We start from the raw sequence: 24571 nt of genomic DNA on the forward strand, positions 1-24571 counted from the left end.
CAACATGTTAATTGTTTTCCAATTGGCCCGCGAGGCGCCACGAACCTGGGCTTTCTTTCACTACGGTTAGCATATTTGCGGCGCACCGGCTGATGCCGATTTCGTTGCAATAGTTCATCGGTCCTCCTCTCCAGCGGGGAAAGCCATATCCATGGATTTGAACCATATCGACAGCTTCGGCGTTTTCCGCGATCCCCTCTTCAATGATCAAAGCGCCCTCGTTGGCCAAGACCGCCAGCAACCGCGAACAGATTTCCTTGTCCGAAAAATCCCTGCGGGTGATGCCCTGCTGGTCGGAATAAGCTTCGATCAATGCCTCAACTTCGGGATCACGAACCGGATCTCGACTGCCCTCTTCGTAGCGGTACCACCCTTTGCCGACACGCTGGCCGAAACGCTCACGCTGACAAAGCTGGTCCGCGATGGTGACATAACGTTCGTTCGGGTCGCGGTTGGCGGAATTGCGTTTGCGGTTCGCCCAGGCAATTTGAAGACCGGTCAGATCCTGAAGCTCGTAAGGCCCCATGGGCATCCCGAACGCCCGCATTGCACGGTCCACCTGATAGGGAAGCGCCCCATCTGCCAGCAGATAATCGGCCGCGCGCCGATAGGCGGCCAACATGCGGTTGCCAATGAACCCATCGCAGATACCCGACAGCACCGAAACCTTGCGAAGCTTCTTCCCAAGCGCGACCGCGGTTGCGACCACTTCAGCAGAGGTTTGCGGAGCTACCACGACCTCGAGCAACTTCATGACATGGGCCGGGCTGAAGAAATGCAGCCCGATGCATCGGGCCTGATTGCCGACGTCCGCGAAAATTTCGCGCGGGTCCAGATAGGACGTATTGGTTGCCAAAATCGCATCGCTGCTCATATGGCTTGCCAGCTCGTCAAATACCTGTTGCTTTACGGACAGGTCTTCAAAGACGGCCTCGATCGCCAATTCGGCATCCGCAGCGTCTGCATAACTGTGCACCGCACGAAACGCAGCAAGGCGATCCCGAAGCTGCGCCTCGGACATCTTGCCTCTCTTGACCGCGCCTTGCAGCAGACCCGCAACCCGATTGTGCGCTGCGGCCGCGGCGTCAGCGTCTCGCTCGATCAACGTCACGGACAGCCCGCCGTTCAGGGCGGCAGTTGCGATCCCTGCCCCCATCAACCCACCTCCGACAACGGCGATCCGTGTTATGTCTCGGACGGCCACGTCTTTGATCAAAGAAGGTTTGGACACGGCCCGCTCAGCAAAAAACGCGTAGCGCAAAGCGCGGCTTTCCGGGCTTTGGCGCAACTCCAGATGGCGCGCGCGCTCTTTCGGTTGTGCGGTGGCAAATGGCTCAACCGACCAACCAAGCGCCGTCAGGTTTTCCGACGGTGATTTCTGACCCTTAGCGCGTTTCTTCAAAGCCTCGCGGCTCGTCTCCAACAGATCCGGCGAAAATTCCGCCACAGCACGCTGGCTGACAGGTATTGGGCGTTCGGGCAGGTCGGCAATCAACTCCAGGACAGCAGCCCTGGGGTCTTCGGCGATGCGGTCGACGCCGCCAAGCTCGGCCAGTGTCTCTGCCTTGAAAATTTTGCCCGAACAAGCCATGTCAATTGCAGCCTGCATCCCGACAAGACGCGGCAATCGTTGTGTGCCCCCTGCCCCGGGGATCAAGCCCACATTGACTTCCGGCAGACCAAAACCCGTTCCCGGCGCTGCGATCCGCCACGCACAGGCCATGGCGATTTCGAACCCACCACCCAGCACGTTGCCATGCATGCAGGCAATGAACGGAACCTCGCTGTCTTCGATTTTCTGAACCACGTCGGGCAAGTGCGGCTCGACCGGCGGCGCATCGAATTCGGACATGTCGCCGCCTGCGGCAAAGGTTTTTCCAGCGCAACACAGCACCGCCACCCGCGCCCCCTTGACCGCATCAACGGCGTCAGACAGCCCTTGGCGAACTCCTGTCGACGTCGCGTTTACCGGCGGGTTGCCAATGGTGACCCACGCCACGTCGCCCTTAAATTCAACGCTCACCAGCGACGACTGCGACATTTGCAATCCCTTTGATCGGTTCAGATTCGGTTCGGGTTTATATATTGACCAACCGTTCGGTTAATGCAATGATTAAGTTGAAACGAGACCAGATGAGACAGTCATGAGCGATACGATTCTTGTACAAGACAACGGGAACTGGGCCGAAATCACCCTGAACCGCCCGGACAAGCTGAACTCGTTCAATGAAGAAATGCACCTGGCGCTTCAGGATGCGCTGAAAGCCGCGCGCGACGGCGGGGCCCGCGCGATATTGCTGACCGGTGCCGGACGAGGCTTTTGTGCCGGTCAGGACCTCGGCGATCGCGACCCGTCGAAAATGGATGGCCCGCCGGATTTAAGCAAAACGGTACGCAGATTCTATGCCCCTCTTATCCGGTTGATCCGGTCAGTGAATATCCCGGTGATCTGCGCCGTGAACGGAGTAGCCGCCGGGGCGGGTGCAAATCTGGCGCTGGCCTGTGATATGGTTCTGGCCGCGGAAAGTGCAAAATTCATTCAGAGCTTTTCCAAGGTGGGCCTGATTCCCGACACGGGCGGCAGTTGGCACTTGCCGCGCCTGTTGGGCGAGGCGCGCGCCAAGGGGCTGGCCCTGACAGCCCAACCCCTTCCGGCCAAGCAAGCCGAAGATTGGGGGCTGATCTGGAAGGCGGTGGCCGATGATCAATTGATGACCGAAGCGCGCGCACTTGCCGCGCAATTGGCAAACGGCCCAACCCTCGGGCTCGGGCTGACAAAACAGTGCATTCAAACCGCTGCCACCACGTCGCTCTCGGATCAGCTTGAGATCGAAGCAGACGCAATGAAGACCTGCGGGGAAAGCGCGGATTACGCCGAAGGCGTATCCAGTTTTCTTGAAAAGCGGACACCGAATTTCCAGGGACGCTGATGATGACACCCAAGGAACGTGCCACGAAATCCGCTGAAGCGATGTGGGCGAATGACCAAGCCAGCAAATGGTTCGGGATGGATCTGGTCGAAGTCGACGAAGGCCGTGCAGTTCTGACCCTGACAGTCGGGGACCATCACTGCAACGGGCACGGCATTTGCCACGGGGGCGTCACTCATGCCCTGGCCGACAGCGCCTTTGCCTTCGCCTGCAACAGCCGCAACGTGGCAACCGTCGGCCAGCATACGATGATGAGCTACCTCGCGCCCGGAAAAAAAGGGGACCATCTGACCGCAACCGCGACAGAGGTTGCCGTCACCGGCCGCAGTGGCATCTATGACGTGCACGTCACCAACCAAGACAACACCCTGATCGCCGAGTTTCGCGGAATGTCCCGCGCGGTCGGCGGGCAGAATTTTCAGGAATAGCTTCGCGACTGGAGGAGTGACGCGATGGAAGACCTTTCCCCAAACAAAGCGGATCTGGACCCGATCGAGATCGCCTCGATCGACGAAATCCGCGTGACGCAGCTTGAACGCCTCAAATGGTCCGTTCGCCACGCCTACGAGAACGTTCCGATGTACAAGCAACGGTTTGACGAATCCGGTGTGCATCCCGACGATCTTCAGCAGCTTTCGGATCTGGCGAAGTTTCCGTTCACGTACAAGAATGATCTGCGTGACAACTATCCGTTCGGCCTGTTCGCCGTTCCACGCAGCCAGATCATTCGTCTGCACGCCTCGTCCGGTACGACGGGCAAGCCGACGGTGGTGGGCTACACCAAAAACGACATCGACAATTGGGCGGATCTGGGCGCAAGGTCCCTGCGCGCATCGGGGTTGCGCAAGGGGGACATGGTGCACAATGCCTATGGTTACGGGTTGTTCACCGGCGGTCTTGGCGCACATTACGGGATCGAGCGGCTTGGCGCGACCGTCGTCCCCATGTCCGGCGGGCAAACCGAAAAGCAAGTCAACCTGATCAACGATTTCCGGCCCGACGGGATCATGGTTACACCTTCCTATATGCTCAATATCCTTGAACAGTTCCACAAGGCCGGGCTCGACCCGCGTGAAAGCTCGCTGAAGGTTGGCGTGTTCGGTGCCGAGCCCTGGACGGACGCCATGCGCGCCGAAGTCGAGGATGCGTTTGATATGCATGCGGTCGACATCTATGGCCTGTCCGAAATCATGGGGCCCGGGGTGGCCAATGAATGCGTTGAAACCAAGGATGGCCCGGTGATCTGGGAAGATCACTTCCTGCCTGAAATCATTGATCCCACGACCGGAGAGGTCCTGCCCGATGGCGAAACCGGCGAGTTGGTGTTCACGACCCTGACCAAGGAAGGTTTGCCGATGATCCGCTATCGCACGCGCGATCTGACCTGCCTGCTGCCGGGGACAGCACGATCCATGCGCCGGATGGCCAAAATCACCGGTCGCAGCGACGACATGATGATCCTGCGCGGGGTCAACGTCTTTCCCAGCCAGATTGAAGAACAGGTCATGGCGACGGGGGGCCTTGCCCCTTATTATCAGATAGAGCTGTACAAATCCGGCCGCATGGACGCCATGCGGGTTTATGTTGAATCGTCCCCGGATTCCACCGACGAACTGTCCAAGACGGCCGCGGCACGGATGCTGACCAAGCGGATCAAGGACGTCGTTGGCGTCTCAACGGAAATTGTTGTAGGTGACCCCGGCGACGTCGAACGCTCTCAGGGCAAGGCGAAGCGCGTCGTCGACAATCGCGATAAGGAATAAGCCGTGGCCCGTACAATCGCCAAAGATCACGACCAGAAGCGGAAGCAAATCCTGAAAATGGCTGCCAAAGTGTTCGCCGACCAAGGGTTTGATCGCGCCTCGATGACCCTGTTGGCAAAAGAGTGCGGGATTTCCAAGGCAAACATCTACCACTATTACGACAGCAAGGATGCCATCTTGTATGACATCCTTGAAACCTACCTGCGCGAGCTTCGCGACCGTATCTGCAATGTGGATCTGAACGGTCTTACGTCTGAACAGAAGCTGCGGAAAGCGGTGCGCGAAATCCTGTTTGCCTATCAAGGCGCAGATGACGAACACCGGGTGCAGATCAGCGGCATGAGCGCCTTGACCGAGGAACAGCAGAAACTTCTGCGCGGGTATCAGCTGGAATTGGTAAATTTTGTGCGCGATATCCTGAAAGAGCTGGCCCCGACAGCCTTCAATGATGACAAGGACAAGCTGCGCGGCACCACGATGTCAGTTTTTGGGATGCTGAACTGGTATTACATGTGGAACACCGGCGCGGGCCCCAAAGCCCGCGAAGACTATGCCGATCTGGTCAGTACGCTGACCGTCCATGGTATCCACAAGCTCTAGTTGTGGCCTTTCGGGCAAAACCGTTTCAAATCCAACGCAGGTGTGCCTGCCTTTGTCCTGTTGCCACAGAGCCGGATTCAGGGCCGCAACGTGTTTTCCTCATCCTGACCAATCAATGCGGAACTCTTCCCGAAACGCAAAACGCGCCAGATGAGCCTCGATGACCTGTTGCCATCGGGCCAGATCACCGCGCGCCCGGGTGGCGGCGGTTACGGTCAGGCTGGTATCACCTGCCGAAAGCGTGACGCGGTTCCCGTCCGGAAAGCTCACGCTGCCTTGCGTTTCATCAAATGTTACCTGAGCCTTGCGCGACCAGTGTTTGCAAAGCTGTTGCAGGTATTTCGACGCCGCGCCTGTCTGTGCGCTTCCCGAAGCCACCTGATCGGGCAGCAGGCTGAGCCCATCAGTAGCAGCGGCCCGGATTGCCTTGGCGAACAAAGTCACATCGATGTCCGTGGCCACGAATGTTGCCCCCAGATCCAGGCATTTTCGCTGCATGACCGGGTCCAGTGACAATATCCCTGCCGGCTTGCCTGCCGCAACGATGCGCCGGATCGCATCAAGAACGGCCTCGATCACGTCCGGGTGCCCGGCATCGCCGATATGGCCCATATCTGCGGCCAGATCCGACGGGCCGACGAACACCCCATCGACGTCGGTCGCCAGTATGTCGTCCAGCGCCTCCAGCCCAAGCCTGTTTTCGACCTGCACCAAAAGACAGATCTGCTCGTCCGCCGTTTTCAGATAATCCGGGATAGCCGCAAAACGCGAAGCCCGCGCCAAAGCGGAACCTACGCCCCGAACGCCACGAGGTGGATACTGCACGGCCCGCACCAGTTCGCGCGCCTGATCGCCGCTTTCCACCATCGGCACCAGTATGTTCTGCACACCGGCATCGAGATATTGCTTGATCATCCAGGTTTCGCCAATCGGCAGGCGTGCGACGGGGGTACTGCCAGATCCTTCAATCACCCTCACCTGCTCGAGGATCGAGCGCAGATCGTTTGGTGCATGCTCTCCGTCAACCAGCAGCCAGTCAAACTGCGCCGTTGCGGCGATCTCGGCCGTATAGGCATTGGCCAGCCCAACCCAACACCCGATCAAAGGGGTTCCCGCCCTCAGCGCGGCCTTGAACGTATTGCTTGGCGCGGGCATTGGCGTTCCTTTCAGGCGAAACGGATATCGACTGAGCCGAACGGTCCGAAATCAGCTTGGATTTCCGTTCCCGAGGGGCATTCGACCGGGCGGATGAAGCTGCCGGACAGAACGACCTGGCCCGGCGCGATGCTCTGACCGTATTGCGCCATGCGACGCGCCAGCCACACGACGCTTTCGACCGGATCGTTCAGCACCCCCGCGCCCAGACCGGTTTCCTCGATCTCGCCATTGCGGAAGGTGAGTGCCCCGACCCAGCGCAGATCAAAGGCATCCACCCTGTGGCGGTCGTTGCCCAAAACGATACCGGCATTGGCGGCATTGTCACTGATCGTGTCAAAGACCGTGCGCGCCTTGCCGGTTTCGGGATCCACGCGTTCAATCCGGGTATCCAGAATCTCGATGGACGGCGCGACGCATTCCGTCGCCGCGATGATATCTTCGCGGGACACGTTGTCCCCGCCTATGGCAGACTTCATGACAAAGGCAATTTCGGCCTCGATCCGGGGCTGGATGAATCGCCCGGCCGGAACGGTGGCACCCTGTGCAAACACCATGTCGTCAAACAGAATTCCACTGTCAGGAATATCGATGTTCAACGCGTATTGCATGGCTTTCGAAGTCAGGCCGATCTTCCACCCGATCACCTTGCGCCCTTCGGACAGTTTCTGGCGACAGATGGCTTTCTGCACCTCGTAAGCGTCATCCATGCCTATCTCGGGGTGGCGCAGGCTGAGCAGGCCAATCTGTTCATGCGTTCGTTCCGCCTGCAACAGATCAGCGGCCGCGCGCGCATGGTCTTCGGGCGTCATACTATTTCATCCTCAACCGTGTTTCGCAGAGTACCGATACCGTCGACCGAGACCTCGACCACATCACCGGGTGCCAGGTATTTCGGCGGATCGAACCGCGCGCCCGCCCCGGTCGGTGTACCGGTCACAATGATATCGCCGGGCTGAAGCGTCATGAAAGTCGAGATGTATTCAATCTCGCGCCGGATCGGGAACATCATGCGGTTCAGCGTATCATCCTGCCGCAGCTCGCCATTCACATGTGTCTGAATACGAGCGTCATCCAACTGGGCCGCATCCGTGAAGGGAACCAGCCACGGGCCGATGGCCCCAGAGCGGTCCCAGTTCTTGCCTTGGGTGACATTGAACTTGGCGTGCCGAACCCAGTCGCGAATGGTTCCTTCATTGCACAGCGTCAGCGCGGCGATGTGATCATACGCGTCCTGCTGCGGAATGCGGCGGCCAGCCTTGCCAATCACGATGGCCACTTCGCCTTCGTAATCCAGCGTGTGGTTTTCCGGCGGGCGGATCAGAGGCCGCTCATGGCCGGTAAATCCACTGGCGAAACGCGGGAACAGAGACATGTATTTCGGCTGCGCGCTGCCATCTTTGTATTCTGCGTTCCGGTCAGGAAAGTTCACCCCGACGCAAAGGATACGTCGCGCGTCCGGCATCACCATGTCGTAGATGAAATCGGGATGGGTGACAGGTTTCCCCCCGGCCGCCTCTGCCAGTTGATCGAACGCCCCGGCCGCGATCACCTCATAAAGGCTGTCGTGTTCCGGGAATTCCTGGTTCAAGGCAATAGCACCACCGTCGGTGATTGCCCCGAAGAAACGTTCTTCGCCCGATACGAAAGTGGCAAACCTCATTTCATGGTCTCCCACACGTCCCGGATCACGTCCGCAGCCATCAACACGTCGTCGCGGGTGGTATCGAACTGCCCGACCTGAAAGCGGATGATCTTGCGGCCGTCGAACATGCCCTGCGTCAGGTAAATCCGGCCATCGTCATTCAGCGCGTCCACCAGACGCTGCTGCTGAGCATCGTCCCCTGGGCAGCGGAAGGAAAACAGGCTGAGGATAGGGCCGGTTGTGATCTCGAACCCCTCGATCGCACCAATCTTTTCCGCCAGTTCACCGGCCCATGCCACATGGTTGCGGATGCGTTCGCGCAATCCCTCCAACCCGTATGACCGCAACAGGAACCAGATTTTCAACGCCCGGAACCTGCGGCCCAGCGGGATGGTCCACTCCGAGTAATTCGTCACCTCGGCTCCGGTCGTCTTGAGGTATTCCGGCTCGATTTTCAGCGTATCGAGCTGCGGCGTGGCGTCCCTCAGGAACTGGATCGCACAATCGAATTGCGCACCCATCCACTTGTGCGGGTTGAAGACGATGCTGTCATAGCGGTCGGCGCCCTGCCACAAAGCCCTGCGGAATTCGGGGCAGATCATGGCCGAACCCGCCCAGGCGGCGTCAAGATGGGTGTAAAGGTCGTATTTTTGGGCGATATCAGCCACGGCCATCAGATCATCGCAGGCCCCCACACCTGTGCCACCGGTAATTGCAACAATCCCGGCCGGGATATGTCCGGCGGCGACGTCATTCATAATGGCGGCCTCAAGCGCCGAGGGAACAATCCCGAAATTCGGCCCCTGCGTGGGCAACTTGACCAGATTGTCCTGACCGATCCCGGCAACCCAGCATGCCCGGTCAATCGACGAATGCACCTGATCGGAACAATAGATCCGCAGCGCCCCCTTGGCGTTCAGGCCTTCCCGGTTGCCGGTAAAGCCGGTGGCCCGTTCCCGCATGGTCAGTACCGCCGACAAGGTGGCCGAAGAGGCGCTGTCCTGTATGACGCCGGTCATACCCTCGGGCAATCCGACGGCCTGCCGCAGCCAGTCGACCATGACGCCCTCGACCTCGGTCGCGGCAGGCGAGGTCTGCCACAACATGCATTGGGCCGCGATGGTCGTCACCAGCATCTCGGCCAACATGGACGGGGGTGCAGCGTTGGCCGGGAAATACGCAAAAAAGCGCGGATGCTGCCAATGGGTGATGCCCGGCATCACGATCCGTTCGAAATCGGCCATGATGGCGTCCATCGGCTCGCCTGTCTCGGGTGGAGTTGCAACAAGCTGGGCCGCGATTTCCCCCGGCGCGGTCTGCGCCCGCACGGGACGTTCAGCAAGTGTCTTGTGATAATCCGCCGCCCACTTCGAGATGTGCTGACCCCAATGCGAAAACGTGTCCCAGTTCATCTGCTGACTTTCCTTTGTGACGGGATCACCGCCAAACCCTTTTGTTCCGTTGCGTGCGTCACACCGAAAAGCTGACATTGGCCTGACCGGTGCCAGAGCTGCCGAAATACGGGGTGTAAATGTCGATCTCACCCTTGTAGCTTCCCCACCCCAACGCACCAAACAGCAAAGCAGTGTCATTCATGGCGCATTCACCGGTGCATTTTTTTGCATAGTCCGGCAGCATTTCCAGAAACTCTTCAAATCGGCCCTGCTGCCACAGCTCAAGAACGCGCATGTCCATCTGGCGGTTGAACTCGCCATTCACGGCATTCAGCCCGTCGACCGAGCGTTCATTCGGCGTAAAGTCGTGGCTGAGCGAGCCGGACGCCAGAATGGATACATTGCGGTCCGAACGTCGGATACCCTCGGCAATGGCCTCGCCCCAGGCCCGGTTTTCCGCAATCGACGAGAATTGATTGACCGCCACCGGCAAAACCCGGGCATTCACGCCATCATTGATGAAATGCATCGGCAGCAGGGTGCCGTATTCCATGCCCATGTCGGGGTGCGAATGGCCCAGCGCCCGCTCTCCCCGTTCGCGCAGAACGTCAAGGATGGTTTCCCCAAGTTCATGATCGCCGCGATAGTCGAACTCCATATCCGCCAACATATGCGGCAGTTCGTGACTTATGAACCGGCCCTTGTGATGTTCCTTCGTGTTCAGGTGAAACCCTTGATTGGTGATCCAATGGGTGTCGAACACGATGAACGTCTCGACCCCGCGGTCGATCGCGTCCTGACGCAGGCGTGCATATCCATCAATGGCGGATTGCCGGATGCCCTTGTACTTTTGCATCGTGTGGGACATCCAGATGCTGGGTACATGCGTGATCTTTGCGGCCTGTACTATCTTTCCCATGGCAATTCCTCCTCGTGTAATGGGCTTGCCCCAGCCGGGGTCGGCCTACGTGATCTATTTACCCAACTGCATGATCTTGTGCTGACCGGTGGCAAAGCCGATATGTTTCTGTTCCATATAGAATTCAAAGCTCCAGTCGCCGCCATCCCGGCCAATGCCGGACGCCTTGACCCCACCGAACGGCGTGGGCAGGTGACGCACGTTCTCGGAATTCACCCAGATCATTCCAGCCTCCAGCCTGTCTGTGAACCGAAGCGCGCGGGTCAGATCATTGGTCCAGACATAGCCGGTCAGGCCATATGGCGTGTCGTTGGCGATCTCCAGCGCCTCATCCTCGGTCGAGAACGGGATCGAGGTCAGGACAGGGCCAAATATCTCTTCACGCGCAATGCGCATCTGGTTGGTGGCATTGGTGAACAGGGTCGGCCGGACGAAATAGCCCGCATCCCCCACCGTGACGCCGCCAGCGGCGACAGTTGCGCCACCTTCCTTGGCGATGTCGAAATAGCTCGTGACCTTGGTGTAGTGTTCTTCGGTCACCAACGGCCCGATCTCGGTCTCGGGGTCCAAGGGGTGCCCCACCTTGATGTTGTTGACGCGCTCAATCAATCTGGCTTCGAAGTCTTCCTTGATCGTGTCCTGCACCAAAAGCCGCGAAGACGAGGTGCAGCGCTCGCCATTGATCGAATAGATCATGAAGATCACGGCATCCAAAGCACGGTCCAGATCCGCATCATCAAACACGACAACCGGGTTTTTTCCACCCAGTTCCAAATGGTTGCGCTTATGGGAATCTGCGCCTTGCTTGACGATCAGACTGCCGGTACGGCTTTCGCCCACAAAGGCAATGGCCTTGATCAGCGCATGCTCGCACAAAGCCTTGCCAGCGTCGGGGCCAAACCCGTTGACCGTATTCAGCACACCTTTGGGCAGCCCTGCCTGCTCGGCGATTTCCACCAGAAGACGGGCCGTCAGAGGGGAATCCTCGGCGGGTTTGTGAACCACCGTGCAACCCGCAGCCAGGGCCGGTGCTATCTTCCAGGTCGACAGCATGAACGGCGTGTTCCACGGGGTAATCACGCCAACCGGGCCAATCGGCACACGGGTCGTCACATTCATCAGCGTCGGAGACTTCAGGTGCTGCCCATCCCGCGCCTGAATCACCTGATCCGCGAAATACCGGAAGTTCTCTGCCCCGCGCAAAGCTGCCTTTGACATGAAACGCAGGGTCTGCCCCGTGTCCCAGCACTCGCACAGTGCAATTTCCTCGGCGCGCGCTTCAATGGCATCAGCCACATTCAACAAGATGCGACGGCGTTGGGTGGCGGGCATGTCTCGCCACTCTGCAAATGCTGCGTGGGCGGCCTTGGCTGCCGCGTCGATGTCATCTGCCGTGCCATGGGCAACATCACAGATCACGGATTTGTCGACGGGTGAGACCGACTGAAACACTCCGGCGGATCCGTCCCGGTCTTCACCCGCTATACGGTTGTGGATGCCCGTTTCCCGGAACCGGTCCAGAAAGCCGTTCAGCTTTTCGATGTTTGTGTCCAGTGCGCTCATGCGTCAGGTCTCCTGCGTGGTCGCCGACAGGTGGTCGCGGATCGTACCGGCCTTGGGCGACAGCTTGGGGTCGATGTCACGCATCTCAAGCGAGAGCGCGATGGAATGCTGTGAAAAAACCGGCGCCAGATATGTTTTGACCGCCTCGAATATGCGCTGTGTCGCATCTTCCTTGACATCCGCGGATCGGCCTGCCCGCAGGCGGATCGAGATATCAATGAACCCATGCGCCGGGTTGCCGTCCGCTATGGCGTAATGATCGACCCGTGTCGCGCGCACACGAATACCGGGCATGGGAAAGGTCTCGATCCCGGCCGCCGTTGACCGAATGCACTCGCACAGGCCATCCATGTCGATCCTGTCTTCAAGATTGCCGGAATATTCGACGTGGAAGTGAGGCATGGTCTCTCCTTTATTAGTTAACATGTTTAGTTTTTAATGCACCCCCTGTCAAGAGATTGCTTTGTTAATCTTTGCAATTCACGGAACGGCGTTCTAGAAGGCCGCATGAACACTCAAAGCCACTCCAAAAGCACTGCCCGGTCCCTTCCGATCGCGTTGCTGCGTGCCCGCGAAACCGTCATGGCTCCGATCCGGGATATGCTGCAAGGCATTCAACTGACCGAGCAGAAATGGCGCATCCTGCGCGTTCTGGACGAGTTGGGCGAAGTGGAGCAAAGCACCATCGCGCACGAGGCGTGCCTGTTGCTGCCCAGCGTGACCCGCATTTTGCGCACGATGGAGGCTGACGGCCAGATTACCCGCCGTCAGGATAGCGAAGACAAACGCCGCACCATGGTCAAGATCACCGAAGCAGGCCGCACCATCCTCAGGGAAAACCTGGCCACTTCACTTGCGATCTCCAGAAATATCGAAGCGCAGATGGGCAAGGAGAAGCTGGATCAGTTGCTGGACCTGCTCGAGGATCTGCAAGCCATCAATGTCTGACCCCGCCAGGTTCCGAAGGGGTCGGTTGACCGCCTACAAAGTGGCAAGACCGGTATCCAGCGCCGACAGAATTTTGGCCACGTCTTCCGAAGTGACGATCAGCGGCGGCGACAGAATGATGTTGTTGCCAGACACACGCACCATCACGCCATCTTCATATGCGGCTTTCTGAACCTGAAGCGGCAGGTGTTTTGCGACAGGCGCCTTGGTCGCCTGGTCCGAAACCAGTTCCAATGCGCACATCAGTCCCTCGCCGCCCCGCACGTCCCCGATAGCGTCATGCTTGTCGGCCAGCTTTTGCAAGCCGTCAAACAACTCATCCCCACGCGCAGCAGCGTTTTCCCAGATCCTCAGCCGGTTGATCTCGGACAGGGCGGCCAAGGCCGCGGCCGCCCCGACCGGATGGCCAGAATAGGTGTACCCCTGATCCACGGATGCCAGGCCCGTGGTATCGCTTTCAAATACCTCAGCGACCGCACCGGAAATCATGGCCGCGCCAAAAGGGAAATACCCGTTGGTGATCGCCTTGGCCGTCGTCATGATATCGGGCTGTACACCCCAGTGCCGCGCACCGCTTTCGCTGCCGGTGCGACCAAAAGCGGTGATGATCTCGTCCGAGATCAGCAGGATGCCATGTTTCGAACAGACCTCGCCCACCATGGGCATGAAGCTCTTGTGTGGCGGGATCACACCGCCCGCGCCCAACACCGGCTCCATGATGAAGGCGGCAACAGTGTTTGCACCTTGAAAAGCGATCTCGGCCTCAAGCGCCTTGACGCAAAGCTGCGCCAGACGCTCGGGGTCGGTTTCGTCAAACGGGTTGCGATAGGTCCACGGCGCCGGCACGTGAAAACAGCCGGGCATCATCGGCTCATACACCGCGCGGAATTTCTGGTTGCCGTTGACGGAAGCGGCGGCAAAATGGGTGCCGTGATAACCCTGCTTCAGGCTGATGAACTTGGTGCGCCCTGCTTCACCCCGAACCTTGTGATATTGACGCGCAAGCTTCAGCGCAGTTTCGACGGAATCCGACCCGCCCGACGTAAAGAATGAACGGGTCAGCCCGTCGGCCTCGAAGAACTGGGCCAGCTCATAGGACAGCTCGATCGCCTTGTCGTTGCTGGTGCCGCGAAAGGTCGAGTAATAGGGCAGCGCGTTCAGCTGATCCGCTATGGCCTGTTTCACCGGTTCACAGGAATAGCCCAGATTGACGTTCCACAGCCCCCCTACGGCGTCCAGCGCCGTGTGACCATCGACATCAGTGATGTTGACCCCTTCACCACCGCTGAGAATGGTCGGCGGGTTCTTCCGGCTGTCGGCGGGGTGCGCCATCGGGTGCCAGAAATACCGGGCGTTGTTTTCCTTCAGAAAGTTGGAGTCTTTCATGTCGCGGGTCTCCGAGTATTGAATCCGCCCCGGGTCACGGGTGGAATCCGGTTGGAAAGGAGTCGGGCAACTGGCCGCCAAAACCAGCAGTCAGATCAACCGAAAGTGAATGCAACGTGGACAGTATTGCCGGAAGGCGGTCGCTGGTTGCCCGGGTTTCCGGGACAGCTATCGCGATGGTTCCCAATGCGACCTGATCGATGCCGAAGATCGGCGCGGCATATCCAAAAACACCTTCTTCGTAACTGCCACGGCTGTCGGCCCAGCCTGAAACTCTGATCTTTGCGACCCGTTCCCTGATAAGCTTCGGATCAGTAAGCGTCGCTTGCGTAAACCGTGCCTGCACGTGCTGATCCAACTGCTCCAAAAGGTGGGCCGGCCCGAAACTGAGCATGCAAAGACCTGATGCCGTTGCATTGAGCGGAAGCATCTCGCTGGGATCAAGACTGACGCGGACACTGTGCTGCGTTGTTTCCACCACAAGCGCCGTCTGCAACCCCGTTTTCTCAAGCAAAGACAGATGCAGGGATTCACCGACCACCTGCATAGCGGCCTGCATCTTTTGGCGCGCGCCCTCAATGCCGGGCCTGGCGATCTCTCGCAGCGCGGCCAAACGCAAAGCCGCCGGCCCGATCGCATAGGATTTCGTCATCGGATTCTGTTCGATCAACCCGAACTCCTCAAGCGCGCGCAGGTGACGCAATGCCGTTGCTTTGTTCAGCCCGGACAACCGCGCAAGGTGACTCAACCCGATCTCTGGGCGGGCATTGGAAAAGTAGTCCAGCATTTTTAAGGCGTTAAGGGCTGTACCCATGTGCGTGTGGTCCTCTTGCTCAGGTATTACTTGACAGAACTAACTTAACAAAGCAACATTATTATTGTTAACGCGGTTCAATTAATGAACCAGTATCGGGAGGTGTCAATGAAGAAATTTCTAACAGCCGCCGCTTTTGCGGCTTCGGCCACTGCCGCACTGGCTGAATACCCTGAAAAGCCGGTAAGTTTTGTCGTCCCCTGGCCTCCGGGTGATCTGGAAGATGTCCTTACCCGGATGATCGCCGACGAATTCCAGGCCATGTACGGTGTGCCTGCCGCTGTCGTGAACAAACCGGGCGGCGGAGGCGGCCCATTCCCCGGCGCGGTCGAGGTGGCAACCGCTCCGGCGGATGGCTACACCATCGGCTCATTCGTCATCGGCGTACCTGTCATCGGCCCCGAAATCGGAATTCCCGAACTCAACCCGAATCCTTTTGATCCAATTGGTATCTTCCTGACCTATCCCTTCGTCATCGCGGCCAGCAAAGACGCGCCGTTTTCAAGCTGGGAAGAACTGGCCGAACACGGCAAGGAAAATGACGTAGCGCTTGGCCATTTCGGATCGGTTCTGCCCCCCACTCAGGTCACATTTGCAGCTGCGGTCAGCAGCGGGTTCGACTTTGCCAGCGAAGCGGCTTTCGACGCCCTGGATTGCAACACGCTGGCCTCAGGCGACGTGGATGTCATCAATACGACGCTACAGCTTATCCTTCCCTGCCTTGATCAGGTGAACGTCCTTGCCAGCATCGGCGGCGAGCGGATTTCACTGGTTCCGGATACGCCGACGATCGTGGAACTCAATCCGGATCTGCCATTGGCCCTTTGGAACGGGCTGTTCGTGCACAAGGACACGCCCGCCGACGCGCGTGAAAAGATCTCGGCTGCCGCGCAGAAAGCGTTGTCCTCGGACAAGGCCAAAAAGCTGGCTGAGGAAACGGGCGCCCTGATCTACTGGCAGGACCCGGACGCTTCGAATGCTCAGATCGAGCAGGACAAAGCCTCTTTCGCCAAGATCGAAGAGATTCTGGGCGAATAATCCGAAACAGGCCCGGCCAGATCGAACAACGCCGGGTCTGTTTGATTCAAACAGGAGGCCAAGATGATAGCAAAGACGCTGCAAGACATGTTCCGACGGTATCGACGTCCTGGCGATATTGTCTTTGCCTTCCTTTTCTTCGGCTTCTCCCTGTTCCTTCTCAGCCAGATCGGCGCTGAGACTCAGGCCGTCAAACGAACCAAGTGGTTTGCCCAGCCCGCCCTTTGGCCCAAGATCGCGATCTGGGGCATGGTTTTGTTCAGCGGCCTCCACTTGCTGGGCTCCTTCCTGTCCCCACGCATTCCCGGACGGTTGCGAGAGGTGACGTTCTGGTTGATGTCCCTCGAATACGTTGCCTACTTCCTGATCTATGTCGTGGCGGTTCCGTGGCTTGGATACCTGCCATCGACCATGCTTTTTGCAGCCCTGCTGACGATACGATTGGGGTTTCGATTGCCCGGGGCTTTTTGCGTTGCACTTGGCTTCGGCGCGGTCGTGGCAGTCGTTTTCCGCGCGTTGCTTCAGGTGAACATTCCTGCCGGTCGGATATACGAATATCTGCCCGACGGGCTGCGCGCCTTTGCGCTGACCTACTTGTGAGGCCAAGATGGACAATCTGATTTCCGGCTTTGCAATTCTGGCACAGTGGCAGGTCGTCGTGGCACTGATCATCGGATCGGTGGGCGGGGTCATCATCGGCGCGTTGCCCGGCGTCGGCGCCGCTGTCGCAATTGCCATCCTGCTGCCCGCCACCTTCGCGTTCGAGCCCATCGTCGGCCTGACCCTTCTGTTGGGCATCTACGGGTCGTCCATGTATGGCGGCGCAATCCCCGCCATCCTGATCAACACGCCCGGTACGGCCGTCAACGCACTGACCACCTATGACGGCTATCCCATGACCAAGCGCGGCGAGGGCCACCGGGCCCTGTCGCTGGCCTATTCAGCGTCGTTTTTTGGCGGCATCTTCTCGATCCTCTGTCTGATCATCCTGTCGCCCGTATTGGCCTGGGTTGCCCCGCATTTCGGCAGCCGCGAGATTTTTCTGGCCGCACTCATGGGCATCCTTCTGGTGATCCTGGCCCATCGAGGGCAAACCTTCTCGGCCGCGATGCTGGCGTTCTTCGGCATCTTCCTCAGCACCGTCGGTCTGGAACCCGTCAAATACACCAAACGTTTCACCTTTGACCAAACCTGGCTTTCGTCAGGTGTCGATCTGATCGTGGTGGTTCTTGGGCTGTTCGCCATCAGTCAGGCGCTGCTGTTGCTGGTCGACAAAGAACACGCGCCGGGCCAAGCCCATGTGCGCGGCAGCATCTTCGCGGGCCTCAAAGAGCTGCTGGGCCTGAAACGAATAGCGACGGTTTCGTCATCGCTGGGTGTGCTCATGGGCATGATACCGGGCACAGGCGAATTCACATCACAGTTCCTGTCATACACATATGCACAGAAAACCTCTGAGGACCCGGACAAATTCGGCGATGGGTCACCCGAAGGTCTGGTGGCGTCCGAGGCGGCCAACAATGCCGTTCCCGGGGCCGCGATGATTCCACTGCTGGCGCTGGGTATTCCGGGCGAGGCGCTGACCGCGATGATGCTGTCCGTCTTCTACGTTCACAACGTGATCCCCGGACCGCAGCTTTTTGCCGACCAGATGGATTTTGTCATGGCGCTGTACATGTCGCTGATCCTGCTCAACGTGATCGTTCTGGTCTTTCTTTTGTTCTCGACCAACCTGCTGCTGAAGATCATTCAGATCCCGACGCGCTTTCTGGGGATCATGATCCTGACGCTGTCCTTTGTCGGGGTATTCAGCCTGCGCAACTCAGTCACGGACTGCGCTATTGCCGCCGGGTTCGGCGTGTTCGGGCTGATCCTGAAGCGCCTGAACCTGCCCATTGTTCCGATCATTCTGGGCATGGTTCTGGGCGGGATCATGGAAGTCAAACTGCGCAGCGCCATGGCGCGGGTGAAGTCGCCACTTGATTTCATCGACCGACCGATTGCAGCAATACTTTTCATCATGATCCTTGGGATCCTTCTGCTGCACGTTCGCTCACTGATCAAGGAACACAAGGAACGTATCAGACCGCAGCCGGTTCTCGACGAAGACTCAACTCAGCAAGGATAACCCCATGGACCAATCCTCGATTGATGCGCTGCGTGCGCAGGACATTGCTCCGCGCGGGCATTTCATAAACGGCCGCAGTCAGGATGGCGAAACCGGGGCCCGGCATCAGGTTCTGTCTCCGATCAACGGCCAACCTCTGGCGCTGATCGCCGAAGGCACACCGGCCGATGTCGACATGGCCGTGCGCGCGGCACGCAGTGCTTTCGAGGACGGGCGATGGTCGCGCATGGCCCCTGCCGGCCGCAAGAAAGTGCTTCTGAAGCTGGCCGACCTGATTGAAGCACGCGCGCTTGAACTGGCCGTGCTGGGCGTGCGCGACAACGGAACCGAAATCACCATGGCCTACAAGGCCGAGACGCTCTCGGCGGCTGCCACTTTCCGGTATTATGCCGAGGCGATCGACAAGATCTACGGGCAGATCGCCCCGACAAGCGGTGACGTTCTGGGTCTTGTGCATAACGCTCCGGTCGGGGTTGTCGGGACCATCGTGCCCTGGAACTTCCCACTGATGATCGGCAGCTGGAAAATTGCACCGGCACTGGCCGCCGGCAATTCCATCGTGCTGAAACCTGCCGAAAGCGCCTCACTCAGCCTGCTCAAGATTGCCGAGCTTGCCGCGGAAGCCGGAGTGCCCGATGGGGTGTTCAACGTCGTGACCGGGCGTGGCTCGGTCGTGGGTGAGGCGCTGGCCCTGTCGATGGATGTTGACATCATGGTGTTTACCGGGTCGGGTACAACCGGGCGGCGGCTGCTGGAGTATTCGGCGCGGTCGAACCTGAAACGCTGCTATCTTGAACTGGGCGGAAAATCCCCGAACATCGTTTTTGCCGACGCCCCTGATCTGGCCGAAGCGGCCAAGGTTTCCGCGGCGGGCATCTTCCGCAACTCTGGTCAGGTCTGCGTCGCCGGATCGCGCCTGTTGGTCCAGCAAGAGATCTACGAGGACTTCGTCGCCGAGATCAGCCGCCACGCCGAAGGCTTTCGCGTCGGCGACCCGCTGGATCTGAACAGCCAGATCGGTGCGGTCCACAGCCTGCCAGAGCTTCAGGCCAATCTGGATTTCGTCACCAAGGCCGAGGCCGAAGGCGCCGAGCGCCGTACCGGCGGAAACCGCATTCTGACAAAGACCGGAGGCTATTACATGGCGCCGACCGTAATGGCCAACGTGAAAGAGACCGACACCCTGTTCCAGAATGAGGTCTTTGGCCCTGTTCTGGCCGTCACACCCTTTGCGGACGAAGACGAAGCGCTGCGCCTTGCCAATGCCACCGTTTATGGGCTGGCCGGTGGTGTCTGGACCTCGAACCTCAGCCGCGCGCATCGCATGGTGGGCGGCATTCGCGCCGGCGTTGTGCATGTCAATACATATGGCGGTGCCGACCTGACCGTTCCGCTGGGCGGCGTTCGCCAATCCGGAAACGGGCACGACAAATCGCTGCACGCGATCGAGAAATACTTCGATCTGAAAACCGCATGGATAAAACTCTGAGAAAAGGCCGCCCGCATGACCCTTTCAGCGAAATCCGCGGAACTCATTGAACGCAGGGCCCGGTTGCTGGGGCCCAATGTATCGACCTTCTATGACGAACCCGTTCATTTCGTGAAAGGGGAAGGCGTCTGGCTGTGGGATGCGGACGGGCGCAAATATCTGGATTGCTACAACAACGTGCCTCATGTGGGGCATTGCAACCCGCGCGTGGTCGAGGCGATCTGTCGTCAGGCGCGCACACTCAACACGCACACCCGGTATCTGCATGACGGGATTCTGGACTATGTGGAAAAACTGACCGGAACGATGGACGAATCCCTGGATTCGGCCATCCTCACCTGTACCGGCTCCGAGGCAAATGACATTGCTCTGCGAATGGCCGAGGCGATGACCGGAAAACGAGGGATCATTGGCACCGACGCCACCTATCACGGCAATACCGCGCTGGTCAGCCAGTTGAGCAGATCGAACATCCCGACAGTCGGCTTCGGTCTGGGCCGGTACTTCCGCTTTGTCAGCGCGCCCGACAGCTATCGCCATCCCGACCCGGACGGGTCAAAATTCGCCGATGCGGTGGCGGAACAGATTGCGGAACACGAAAAGGCCGGCATCGGTTTTGCCGCATTGATCCTCTGCCCTTATTTCCTGAACGAGGGGTTTCCCGACAAACCGGACGGTTGGCTGGCACCCACGGCCAAGGTCGTGCGCCAGGCCGGGGGCCTGTTGATCTGCGACGAGGTGCAATCAGGCTTTGGCCGAACCGGCACCCACATGTGGGCGCATCAGAAGTTGGGCGTTGTGCCGGATGTCATGACCTTGGGCAAACCCATGGCCAACGGCCATCCGGTGGGCGGCGTGGTCACAGGTTCCGAGATCATTTCGGCATTCCGCAAGGGATATCGGTACTTCAACACGTTTGGCGGAAACCCTGTTTCCTGTGCTGCCGCGATGGCGGTTTTGGAAGAGATCGAAGACCATAGCCTGGTCGCACATGCCAGATCCGTTGGCGACCACGCGCGAAAACGGCTGAACATTTTGAAAGAAAAGTATGACGTCATCGGAGACATACGCGGCTCGGGGCTGATATTCGGGGCTGAAATGGTCCTTGATCACGACAGCAAGGAACCCGCCGGTGAATTCACTGACCGTATCATCAACGCCATGCGCCAGCGCGGGATCATTCACTCCAAGCTTGGGCGTCACAAGAATACTCTGAAAATTCGCCCACCCATGCCATTCTCTGTCGAAAACGCGGATCTTCTTTTCGACACGCTGGACGACGTGTTGGCGGAAACGCCACGGGTCGCATGAAGCAGATCGTGGAACATGCGCTGTCCCTTTGGGGGCTGGCTGATGGCCAGGCGTCTCTCGTGGCGGCTCGGGAAAACCGTGTCTATCGCGTTCAGGCAGGCCAGACCGCCTATGCCCTGAGACTGCATCGCAAGGGCTTGCGAACGGATGCCGAACTCCGGTCAGAGCTACAGTGGATGGCCGTTCTCGGCAAAAACGGGGTCCGGGTTCCAACGCCCGTCGCGGCCGCGGATGGGCGCTATCTGCATCTGGTGGACGACATTCAGGTCGACATGCTCGACTGGCTGCCGGGCCGCCCTCTGGGTGCGACCGAAAAGGCTTTAACGCATCAGGACCGGACAGGCGTCTTTTGTTCAATTGGCCGGGAAATGGCACGGCTGCACCACATCAGCGACCAATGGGCACCCCCTCAGGGCTTCGTGCGTTGGTCATGGGATCGCAGCGGGCTGCTTGGAGCCGCCCCTGTCTGGGGTCGTTTCTGGGAAAACCCAACGCTTGGAAAAACGGACCGGGCCCTTTTCCTGGCGTTTCGGGATATCGCAGATCGTGACCTTCGGCGCGTGGAAAATCAGTTGGATTACGGGCTGATCCACGCCGATCTTGTCCGCGAAAACGTCATGGTTGACGGTGACAAACTGTGGCTGATTGACTTCGACGATGCCGGGTTCGGTTTTCGCCTGTTTGATATCGCAACGACGCTTCTCAAGAACCTGCACGAACCTGATTTCATCTGGCTGCGCGGTGCTTTGCTGGCGGGGTATCGATCTGAACGAACGATCTGTACCCAACAACTCGACCTGTTCATGGCACTGCGCGCCGTAACCTATGTGGGATGGGTTGCATCCCGACTGAACGAAGATGGATCGGGCTTACGCAATGAGCGGTTCATTGAAACCGCCCGGGCGTTGATGTCCCAATACCTTCAACAGCACATCTAGACAGGAGGCACCGATGGCCGAAAAGACAATCCTGCTGATTGGTACGTATGATACGAAAGAGCCCGAAATGCGGTTCATCGAAAAGGCGGTCAGAGCGCAGGGCGCTGACGTGCTGACCATGGATGTATCGGTTCTGGGTGATCCGTCCGAACCGACGGATATCTCGAAACACGACGTTGCCGCTGCCGGTGGCATGACAATAGAACAGGTCATCGCGCAAGGAGACGAGAACAAAGCCTTTCGCGTGATGTCCGCAGGGGCCGCAAAAGTTGTTGCACAGGCCTATTCAGAAGGTCGATTTGACGGGTTGCTGGCCACGGGCGGGACCATGGGCACAGACCTTGCACTTGATTGTGCACAGGCTTTGCCGATGGGGGTTCCCAAATATATCGTGTCAACGGTCAGCTTCTCGCCTCTGATCCCTCCGCACCGGTTGGCGCCGGATGTTCAGATGATCCTGTGGGCCGGCGGCCTGTATGGCATGAATTCGATCTGCAAATCGTCGCTCAGCCAAGCTGCCGGGGCCGTCGTGGGCGCAGCCAGGGCGGCGACCGCCCCCGATCGCAGCAAACCTCTGATCGGGATGACCAGCCTTGGTTCGTCCTGCCTGCGCTACATGAAAATTCTGAAACCGGCACTGGAAGACCGCGGCTTTGAAGTGGCCGTGTTCCACTCTACCGGCATGGGCGGCATGGCCTATGAAAAACTGGCGGGCGAAGGCGCGTTTGCCTGCGTGATGGACTTCTGCATGCAGGAATTTGGCAACCTGATGGCGGGCTCTGTCGTATCCAGCGGCGATGACCGGGTCACAAATGCCGGGCGCGTTGGGACGCCCCAGATGGTGGCACCCGGTGCGCTGGATCTATTGGATTTCGCGGGTTGGCAGGACATCCCCGAACAATATGCCGATCGCCCGTTCCACGAACACAACCGCCTGATCAAAAGCTCGGTCTTCAACGGCGCCGAACGGCGCGCCTGGATTCGGGAACTCGCCAACCGGCTGGAAGCCGCAACCGGGCCGGTGCATTTCTTTTTGCCCGTTCAGGGTGTCGAGGCCTGGGACAGGGAAGGCGAAGAGGCGCATGATCCAGAGGCTCTGGCCGAAATGGTGGACGAGGCGCGCAAGGTCATGCCCGGCCGGGTACCGATGACCGAGCTGGATGTTCACATCAACGACGCGGCTTTCTGTCAAGCTGTTCTGTCGCGATTTGACACGTGGGTGGAAACCGGCGTCATCCGAACAGACTGAACGCCATTGGCAGCATCGGGAAACGGAAAATCTCCCTGCGCTTTGTCTGACAGCGAATTGTGGCACCTGTCCGGATTTGTGCAGGTCGGTTCCGTGAACCTCGGGCACCCAGTCTTCTGGCGGACGGTTCCAGAACGTGTTGGGGTTGTCTTCGTCCATCCTGGCCCGGTTCAAGCTGCGCCACGCGGACCGGATCAGAATGACCGGTTCTTCATGCGGATGTTGCGTAAAAAGCGTCTCCACAACGTTTTGAACGATTGGATCATCGGCTTGCCCCCACCCCCAAGACGATCAATCAGCCAAGGGCGTTTCTTGAACAATTGATCCATGCTTTAGCCGGGTACGGGCCCGTATCGGTTGCCGGTGGAATTTTTTTATGGATGTTGGATCCAATATCCTTTATTCGTGATCGCATCTTTGATTCAGGGAGGATCACATGCTCAAGAAACTCGTCGCTTTGGCGGCCTTCACCACTTTCACAACAGGTCCTGCGATGGCGGACACGCTCGACGATGTCGTGGATCGCGGTACTCTTCGCTGCGGCGTTGTTCTGGACTTTCCGCCGATCGGGTATCGCGACGCCAACAACGAACCGGCGGGTTTTGACGTGGATTACTGCAATGATCTGGCCGCGGCGCTTGAAGTCGAGGCGGAAATCCTGCCTTTGACCTGGGCCGAACGCCTGCCGGTCATCGTGACCGGGCGCGCCGACGTCGTGTTCGGCGCAACCTCGGACAGCCTTGAACGGGCGCGGACCGTGGGCTTTACCATTCCTTATGCAATCTACTATGCGCAGGGCGTCGTAAACGCGGACAGCGGAATCGAAACCTTCGAAGACATCCGCGGCAAACGCGTCGCCGCCGCGATTGGCACCGTGCCGGAACAGGAATGGCTGAAGATTGCCGCCGAATGGGGTGAGGAAGGCAATTATCAGGGCTATCAGTCGGAAAACGAGGTGTTTCTGGCGGTCGCGCAGGGCAAGGCCGATATCGGCATCACCACCAACACCGCTGTTCTGCCGATCACCCAGCAGTATGAAACGGTGCTGGCCGGCCCCCGTATGCCCTGGACGACCGACTATACCTCGGTGGTGGGCAAACGACAGGACGTCACCTGGCTGAATTTCCTGAACCTGTTTGTCACGCATCAGGTGCGCTCGGGCCGGTACCAGGAACTGTGGGGCAAATATGTCGGAGGCGAAGCACCCGAGCTGCGCATCCCCGGCGTGATGTACTGATTTCACCCCCCAGTGCTCTTTCGTCGGGTTTCGGCCGGGCGAAAGAGCCGGTCAATTCGGAAAA

At 58.9% G+C, this 24571-nt stretch carries 23 protein-coding genes; 13 read left to right on the forward strand and 10 right to left on the reverse strand.

Features of this window, described 5'->3' with window-relative positions; translation table 11 throughout:
• Positions 1–7: 7 nt before the first annotated feature.
• Entirely contained in the window at positions 8–2023 is a 2016-nt protein-coding gene (locus ACR0LI_RS15390; protein ID WP_480718795.1) for an FAD-dependent oxidoreductase, read from the reverse strand.
• Positions 2024–2144: 121 nt separating this feature from the next.
• Between ACR0LI_RS15390 and paaG the strand changes: the two genes are divergently transcribed.
• The 4 genes from paaG to ACR0LI_RS15410 are packed head-to-tail and all read left to right on the forward strand — an operon-like array spanning position 2145 to position 5293.
• The gene (paaG, locus tag ACR0LI_RS15395) at positions 2145–2930 is read left to right on the forward strand and encodes a 2-(1,2-epoxy-1,2-dihydrophenyl)acetyl-CoA isomerase PaaG (protein WP_480490939.1); all 786 of its coding nucleotides are present in this window, start codon (positions 2145–2147) and stop codon (positions 2928–2930) included.
• A gap of 2 nt (positions 2931–2932) precedes the next feature.
• Positions 2933–3358, forward strand: coding sequence for a hydroxyphenylacetyl-CoA thioesterase PaaI (gene paaI, locus ACR0LI_RS15400; RefSeq protein WP_171636641.1), 426 nt, complete (start codon positions 2933–2935; stop codon positions 3356–3358).
• A gap of 24 nt (positions 3359–3382) precedes the next feature.
• Positions 3383–4693 (forward strand): phenylacetate--CoA ligase PaaK, encoded by a 1311-nt coding sequence (gene paaK, locus ACR0LI_RS15405; RefSeq protein WP_480718796.1) that lies wholly within the window; start codon positions 3383–3385, stop codon positions 4691–4693.
• Between the two features lie 3 nt (positions 4694–4696).
• Complete coding sequence (locus ACR0LI_RS15410; protein ID WP_171636514.1) at positions 4697–5293, forward strand: TetR-type transcription factor C-terminal domain-containing protein; 597 nt, start codon at positions 4697–4699, stop codon at positions 5291–5293.
• A gap of 99 nt (positions 5294–5392) precedes the next feature.
• Here ACR0LI_RS15410 and ACR0LI_RS15415 read toward each other — a convergent pair whose 3' ends face one another.
• The 7 genes from ACR0LI_RS15415 to ACR0LI_RS15445 are packed head-to-tail and all read right to left on the reverse strand — an operon-like array spanning position 5393 to position 12371.
• The gene (locus ACR0LI_RS15415; RefSeq protein WP_209835101.1) at positions 5393–6448 is read right to left on the reverse strand and encodes an aldolase/citrate lyase family protein; all 1056 of its coding nucleotides are present in this window, start codon (positions 6446–6448) and stop codon (positions 5393–5395) included.
• An 11-nt stretch (positions 6449–6459) separates the two neighbouring features.
• Positions 6460–7260 (reverse strand): 2-oxo-hept-4-ene-1,7-dioate hydratase, encoded by an 801-nt coding sequence (gene hpaH, locus ACR0LI_RS15420; RefSeq protein WP_171724618.1) that lies wholly within the window; start codon positions 7258–7260, stop codon positions 6460–6462.
• Entirely contained in the window at positions 7257–8111 is an 855-nt protein-coding gene (locus ACR0LI_RS15425; protein WP_209835102.1) for a fumarylacetoacetate hydrolase family protein, read from the reverse strand. The genes hpaH and ACR0LI_RS15425 overlap by 4 nt, the downstream gene beginning before the upstream one ends.
• Positions 8108–9505, reverse strand: a complete 1398-nt coding sequence (locus ACR0LI_RS15430) for a pyridoxal phosphate-dependent decarboxylase family protein (RefSeq protein ID WP_210093469.1) — start codon at positions 9503–9505, stop codon at positions 8108–8110. Before ACR0LI_RS15430 ends, ACR0LI_RS15425 begins: the two co-directional genes overlap by 4 nt.
• A gap of 58 nt (positions 9506–9563) precedes the next feature.
• Positions 9564–10406 carry a 3,4-dihydroxyphenylacetate 2,3-dioxygenase gene (gene hpaD, locus ACR0LI_RS15435; protein WP_171636524.1) on the reverse strand — a complete coding sequence of 281 codons (843 nt, stop codon included), beginning with the start codon at positions 10404–10406 and terminating at the stop codon, positions 9564–9566.
• A 54-nt stretch (positions 10407–10460) separates the two neighbouring features.
• Positions 10461–11969: a 5-carboxymethyl-2-hydroxymuconate semialdehyde dehydrogenase gene (gene hpaE / locus ACR0LI_RS15440; RefSeq protein ID WP_480718797.1), complete on the reverse strand. Its 1509-nt coding sequence runs from the start codon at positions 11967–11969 to the stop codon at positions 10461–10463.
• 3 nt (positions 11970–11972) lie between these two features.
• Entirely contained in the window at positions 11973–12371 is a 399-nt protein-coding gene (locus ACR0LI_RS15445) for a 5-carboxymethyl-2-hydroxymuconate Delta-isomerase (protein WP_171229363.1), read from the reverse strand.
• Positions 12372–12476: 105 nt separating this feature from the next.
• On the opposite strand from ACR0LI_RS15445, the gene hpaR reads away from it, so the two are divergent.
• A complete protein-coding gene (hpaR, locus tag ACR0LI_RS15450; protein ID WP_480718798.1) occupies positions 12477–12917 on the forward strand; it encodes a homoprotocatechuate degradation operon regulator HpaR in 441 nt (146 codons plus the stop codon).
• Positions 12918–12950: 33 nt separating this feature from the next.
• Here hpaR and ACR0LI_RS15455 read toward each other — a convergent pair whose 3' ends face one another.
• Positions 12951–14303 (reverse strand): aminotransferase class III-fold pyridoxal phosphate-dependent enzyme, encoded by a 1353-nt coding sequence (locus tag ACR0LI_RS15455; RefSeq protein ID WP_480718799.1) that lies wholly within the window; start codon positions 14301–14303, stop codon positions 12951–12953.
• Positions 14304–14337: 34 nt separating this feature from the next.
• Complete coding sequence (locus ACR0LI_RS15460) at positions 14338–15117, reverse strand: IclR family transcriptional regulator (RefSeq protein ID WP_171636532.1); 780 nt, start codon at positions 15115–15117, stop codon at positions 14338–14340.
• A 108-nt stretch (positions 15118–15225) separates the two neighbouring features.
• On the opposite strand from ACR0LI_RS15460, the gene ACR0LI_RS15465 reads away from it, so the two are divergent.
• The 8 genes from ACR0LI_RS15465 (at position 15226) to ACR0LI_RS15500 (ending at position 24507) form a co-directional block, all read left to right on the forward strand.
• The gene (locus tag ACR0LI_RS15465; RefSeq protein ID WP_171724625.1) at positions 15226–16155 is read left to right on the forward strand and encodes a tripartite tricarboxylate transporter substrate binding protein; all 930 of its coding nucleotides are present in this window, start codon (positions 15226–15228) and stop codon (positions 16153–16155) included.
• 63 nt (positions 16156–16218) lie between these two features.
• A complete protein-coding gene (locus ACR0LI_RS15470; protein ID WP_152460588.1) occupies positions 16219–16755 on the forward strand; it encodes a tripartite tricarboxylate transporter TctB family protein in 537 nt (178 codons plus the stop codon).
• A 7-nt stretch (positions 16756–16762) separates the two neighbouring features.
• On the forward strand, positions 16763–18283 hold the full coding sequence (locus ACR0LI_RS15475) for a tripartite tricarboxylate transporter permease (RefSeq protein WP_480488715.1): 1521 nt from the start codon (positions 16763–16765) through the stop codon (positions 18281–18283).
• A gap of 4 nt (positions 18284–18287) precedes the next feature.
• A complete protein-coding gene (locus ACR0LI_RS15480; protein WP_480488713.1) occupies positions 18288–19772 on the forward strand; it encodes an aldehyde dehydrogenase in 1485 nt (494 codons plus the stop codon).
• A 15-nt stretch (positions 19773–19787) separates the two neighbouring features.
• Complete coding sequence (locus tag ACR0LI_RS15485; RefSeq protein ID WP_171636542.1) at positions 19788–21083, forward strand: aspartate aminotransferase family protein; 1296 nt, start codon at positions 19788–19790, stop codon at positions 21081–21083.
• The gene (locus ACR0LI_RS15490) at positions 21080–22021 is read left to right on the forward strand and encodes a phosphotransferase enzyme family protein (RefSeq protein WP_171636544.1); all 942 of its coding nucleotides are present in this window, start codon (positions 21080–21082) and stop codon (positions 22019–22021) included. Before ACR0LI_RS15485 ends, ACR0LI_RS15490 begins: the two co-directional genes overlap by 4 nt.
• Positions 22022–22034: 13 nt before the next feature.
• Entirely contained in the window at positions 22035–23270 is a 1236-nt protein-coding gene (locus ACR0LI_RS15495) for a Tm-1-like ATP-binding domain-containing protein (RefSeq protein ID WP_480620967.1), read from the forward strand.
• Positions 23271–23706: 436 nt separating this feature from the next.
• Positions 23707–24507, forward strand: a complete 801-nt coding sequence (locus tag ACR0LI_RS15500) for a transporter substrate-binding domain-containing protein (RefSeq protein WP_480490923.1) — start codon at positions 23707–23709, stop codon at positions 24505–24507.
• The last annotated feature ends 64 nt before the right edge of the window (positions 24508–24571 follow it).

Source organism: Ruegeria sp. CL7 (assembly GCF_056536445.1).

Excerpts from the sequence above, each read along its gene's own strand:
- paaG (WP_480490939.1), top strand. The coding sequence starts at position 2,145 with ATGAGCGATACGATTCTTGTACAAGACAACGGGAACTGGGCCGAAATC.
- paaI (WP_171636641.1), top strand. The coding sequence starts at position 2,933 with ATGACACCCAAGGAACGTGCCACGAAATCCGCTGAAGCGATGTGGGCG.
- paaK (WP_480718796.1), top strand. The coding sequence starts at position 3,383 with ATGGAAGACCTTTCCCCAAACAAAGCGGATCTGGACCCGATCGAGATC.
- ACR0LI_RS15415 (WP_209835101.1), bottom strand. The coding sequence starts at position 6,448 with ATGCCCGCGCCAAGCAATACGTTCAAGGCCGCGCTGAGGGCGGGAACC.
- hpaH (WP_171724618.1), bottom strand. The coding sequence starts at position 7,260 with ATGACGCCCGAAGACCATGCGCGCGCGGCCGCTGATCTGTTGCAGGCG.
- ACR0LI_RS15425 (WP_209835102.1), bottom strand. The coding sequence starts at position 8,111 with ATGAGGTTTGCCACTTTCGTATCGGGCGAAGAACGTTTCTTCGGGGCA.
- ACR0LI_RS15430 (WP_210093469.1), bottom strand. The coding sequence starts at position 9,505 with ATGAACTGGGACACGTTTTCGCATTGGGGTCAGCACATCTCGAAGTGG.
- hpaD (WP_171636524.1), bottom strand. The coding sequence starts at position 10,406 with ATGGGAAAGATAGTACAGGCCGCAAAGATCACGCATGTACCCAGCATC.
- hpaE (WP_480718797.1), bottom strand. The coding sequence starts at position 11,969 with ATGAGCGCACTGGACACAAACATCGAAAAGCTGAACGGCTTTCTGGAC.
- ACR0LI_RS15445 (WP_171229363.1), bottom strand. The coding sequence starts at position 12,371 with ATGCCTCACTTCCACGTCGAATATTCCGGCAATCTTGAAGACAGGATC.
- hpaR (WP_480718798.1), top strand. The coding sequence starts at position 12,477 with ATGAACACTCAAAGCCACTCCAAAAGCACTGCCCGGTCCCTTCCGATC.
- ACR0LI_RS15455 (WP_480718799.1), bottom strand. The coding sequence starts at position 14,303 with ATGAAAGACTCCAACTTTCTGAAGGAAAACAACGCCCGGTATTTCTGG.
- ACR0LI_RS15460 (WP_171636532.1), bottom strand. The coding sequence starts at position 15,117 with ATGGGTACAGCCCTTAACGCCTTAAAAATGCTGGACTACTTTTCCAAT.
- ACR0LI_RS15465 (WP_171724625.1), top strand. The coding sequence starts at position 15,226 with ATGAAGAAATTTCTAACAGCCGCCGCTTTTGCGGCTTCGGCCACTGCC.
- ACR0LI_RS15470 (WP_152460588.1), top strand. The coding sequence starts at position 16,219 with ATGATAGCAAAGACGCTGCAAGACATGTTCCGACGGTATCGACGTCCT.
- ACR0LI_RS15475 (WP_480488715.1), top strand. The coding sequence starts at position 16,763 with ATGGACAATCTGATTTCCGGCTTTGCAATTCTGGCACAGTGGCAGGTC.
- ACR0LI_RS15480 (WP_480488713.1), top strand. The coding sequence starts at position 18,288 with ATGGACCAATCCTCGATTGATGCGCTGCGTGCGCAGGACATTGCTCCG.
- ACR0LI_RS15485 (WP_171636542.1), top strand. The coding sequence starts at position 19,788 with ATGACCCTTTCAGCGAAATCCGCGGAACTCATTGAACGCAGGGCCCGG.
- ACR0LI_RS15490 (WP_171636544.1), top strand. The coding sequence starts at position 21,080 with ATGAAGCAGATCGTGGAACATGCGCTGTCCCTTTGGGGGCTGGCTGAT.
- ACR0LI_RS15495 (WP_480620967.1), top strand. The coding sequence starts at position 22,035 with ATGGCCGAAAAGACAATCCTGCTGATTGGTACGTATGATACGAAAGAG.
- ACR0LI_RS15500 (WP_480490923.1), top strand. The coding sequence starts at position 23,707 with ATGCTCAAGAAACTCGTCGCTTTGGCGGCCTTCACCACTTTCACAACA.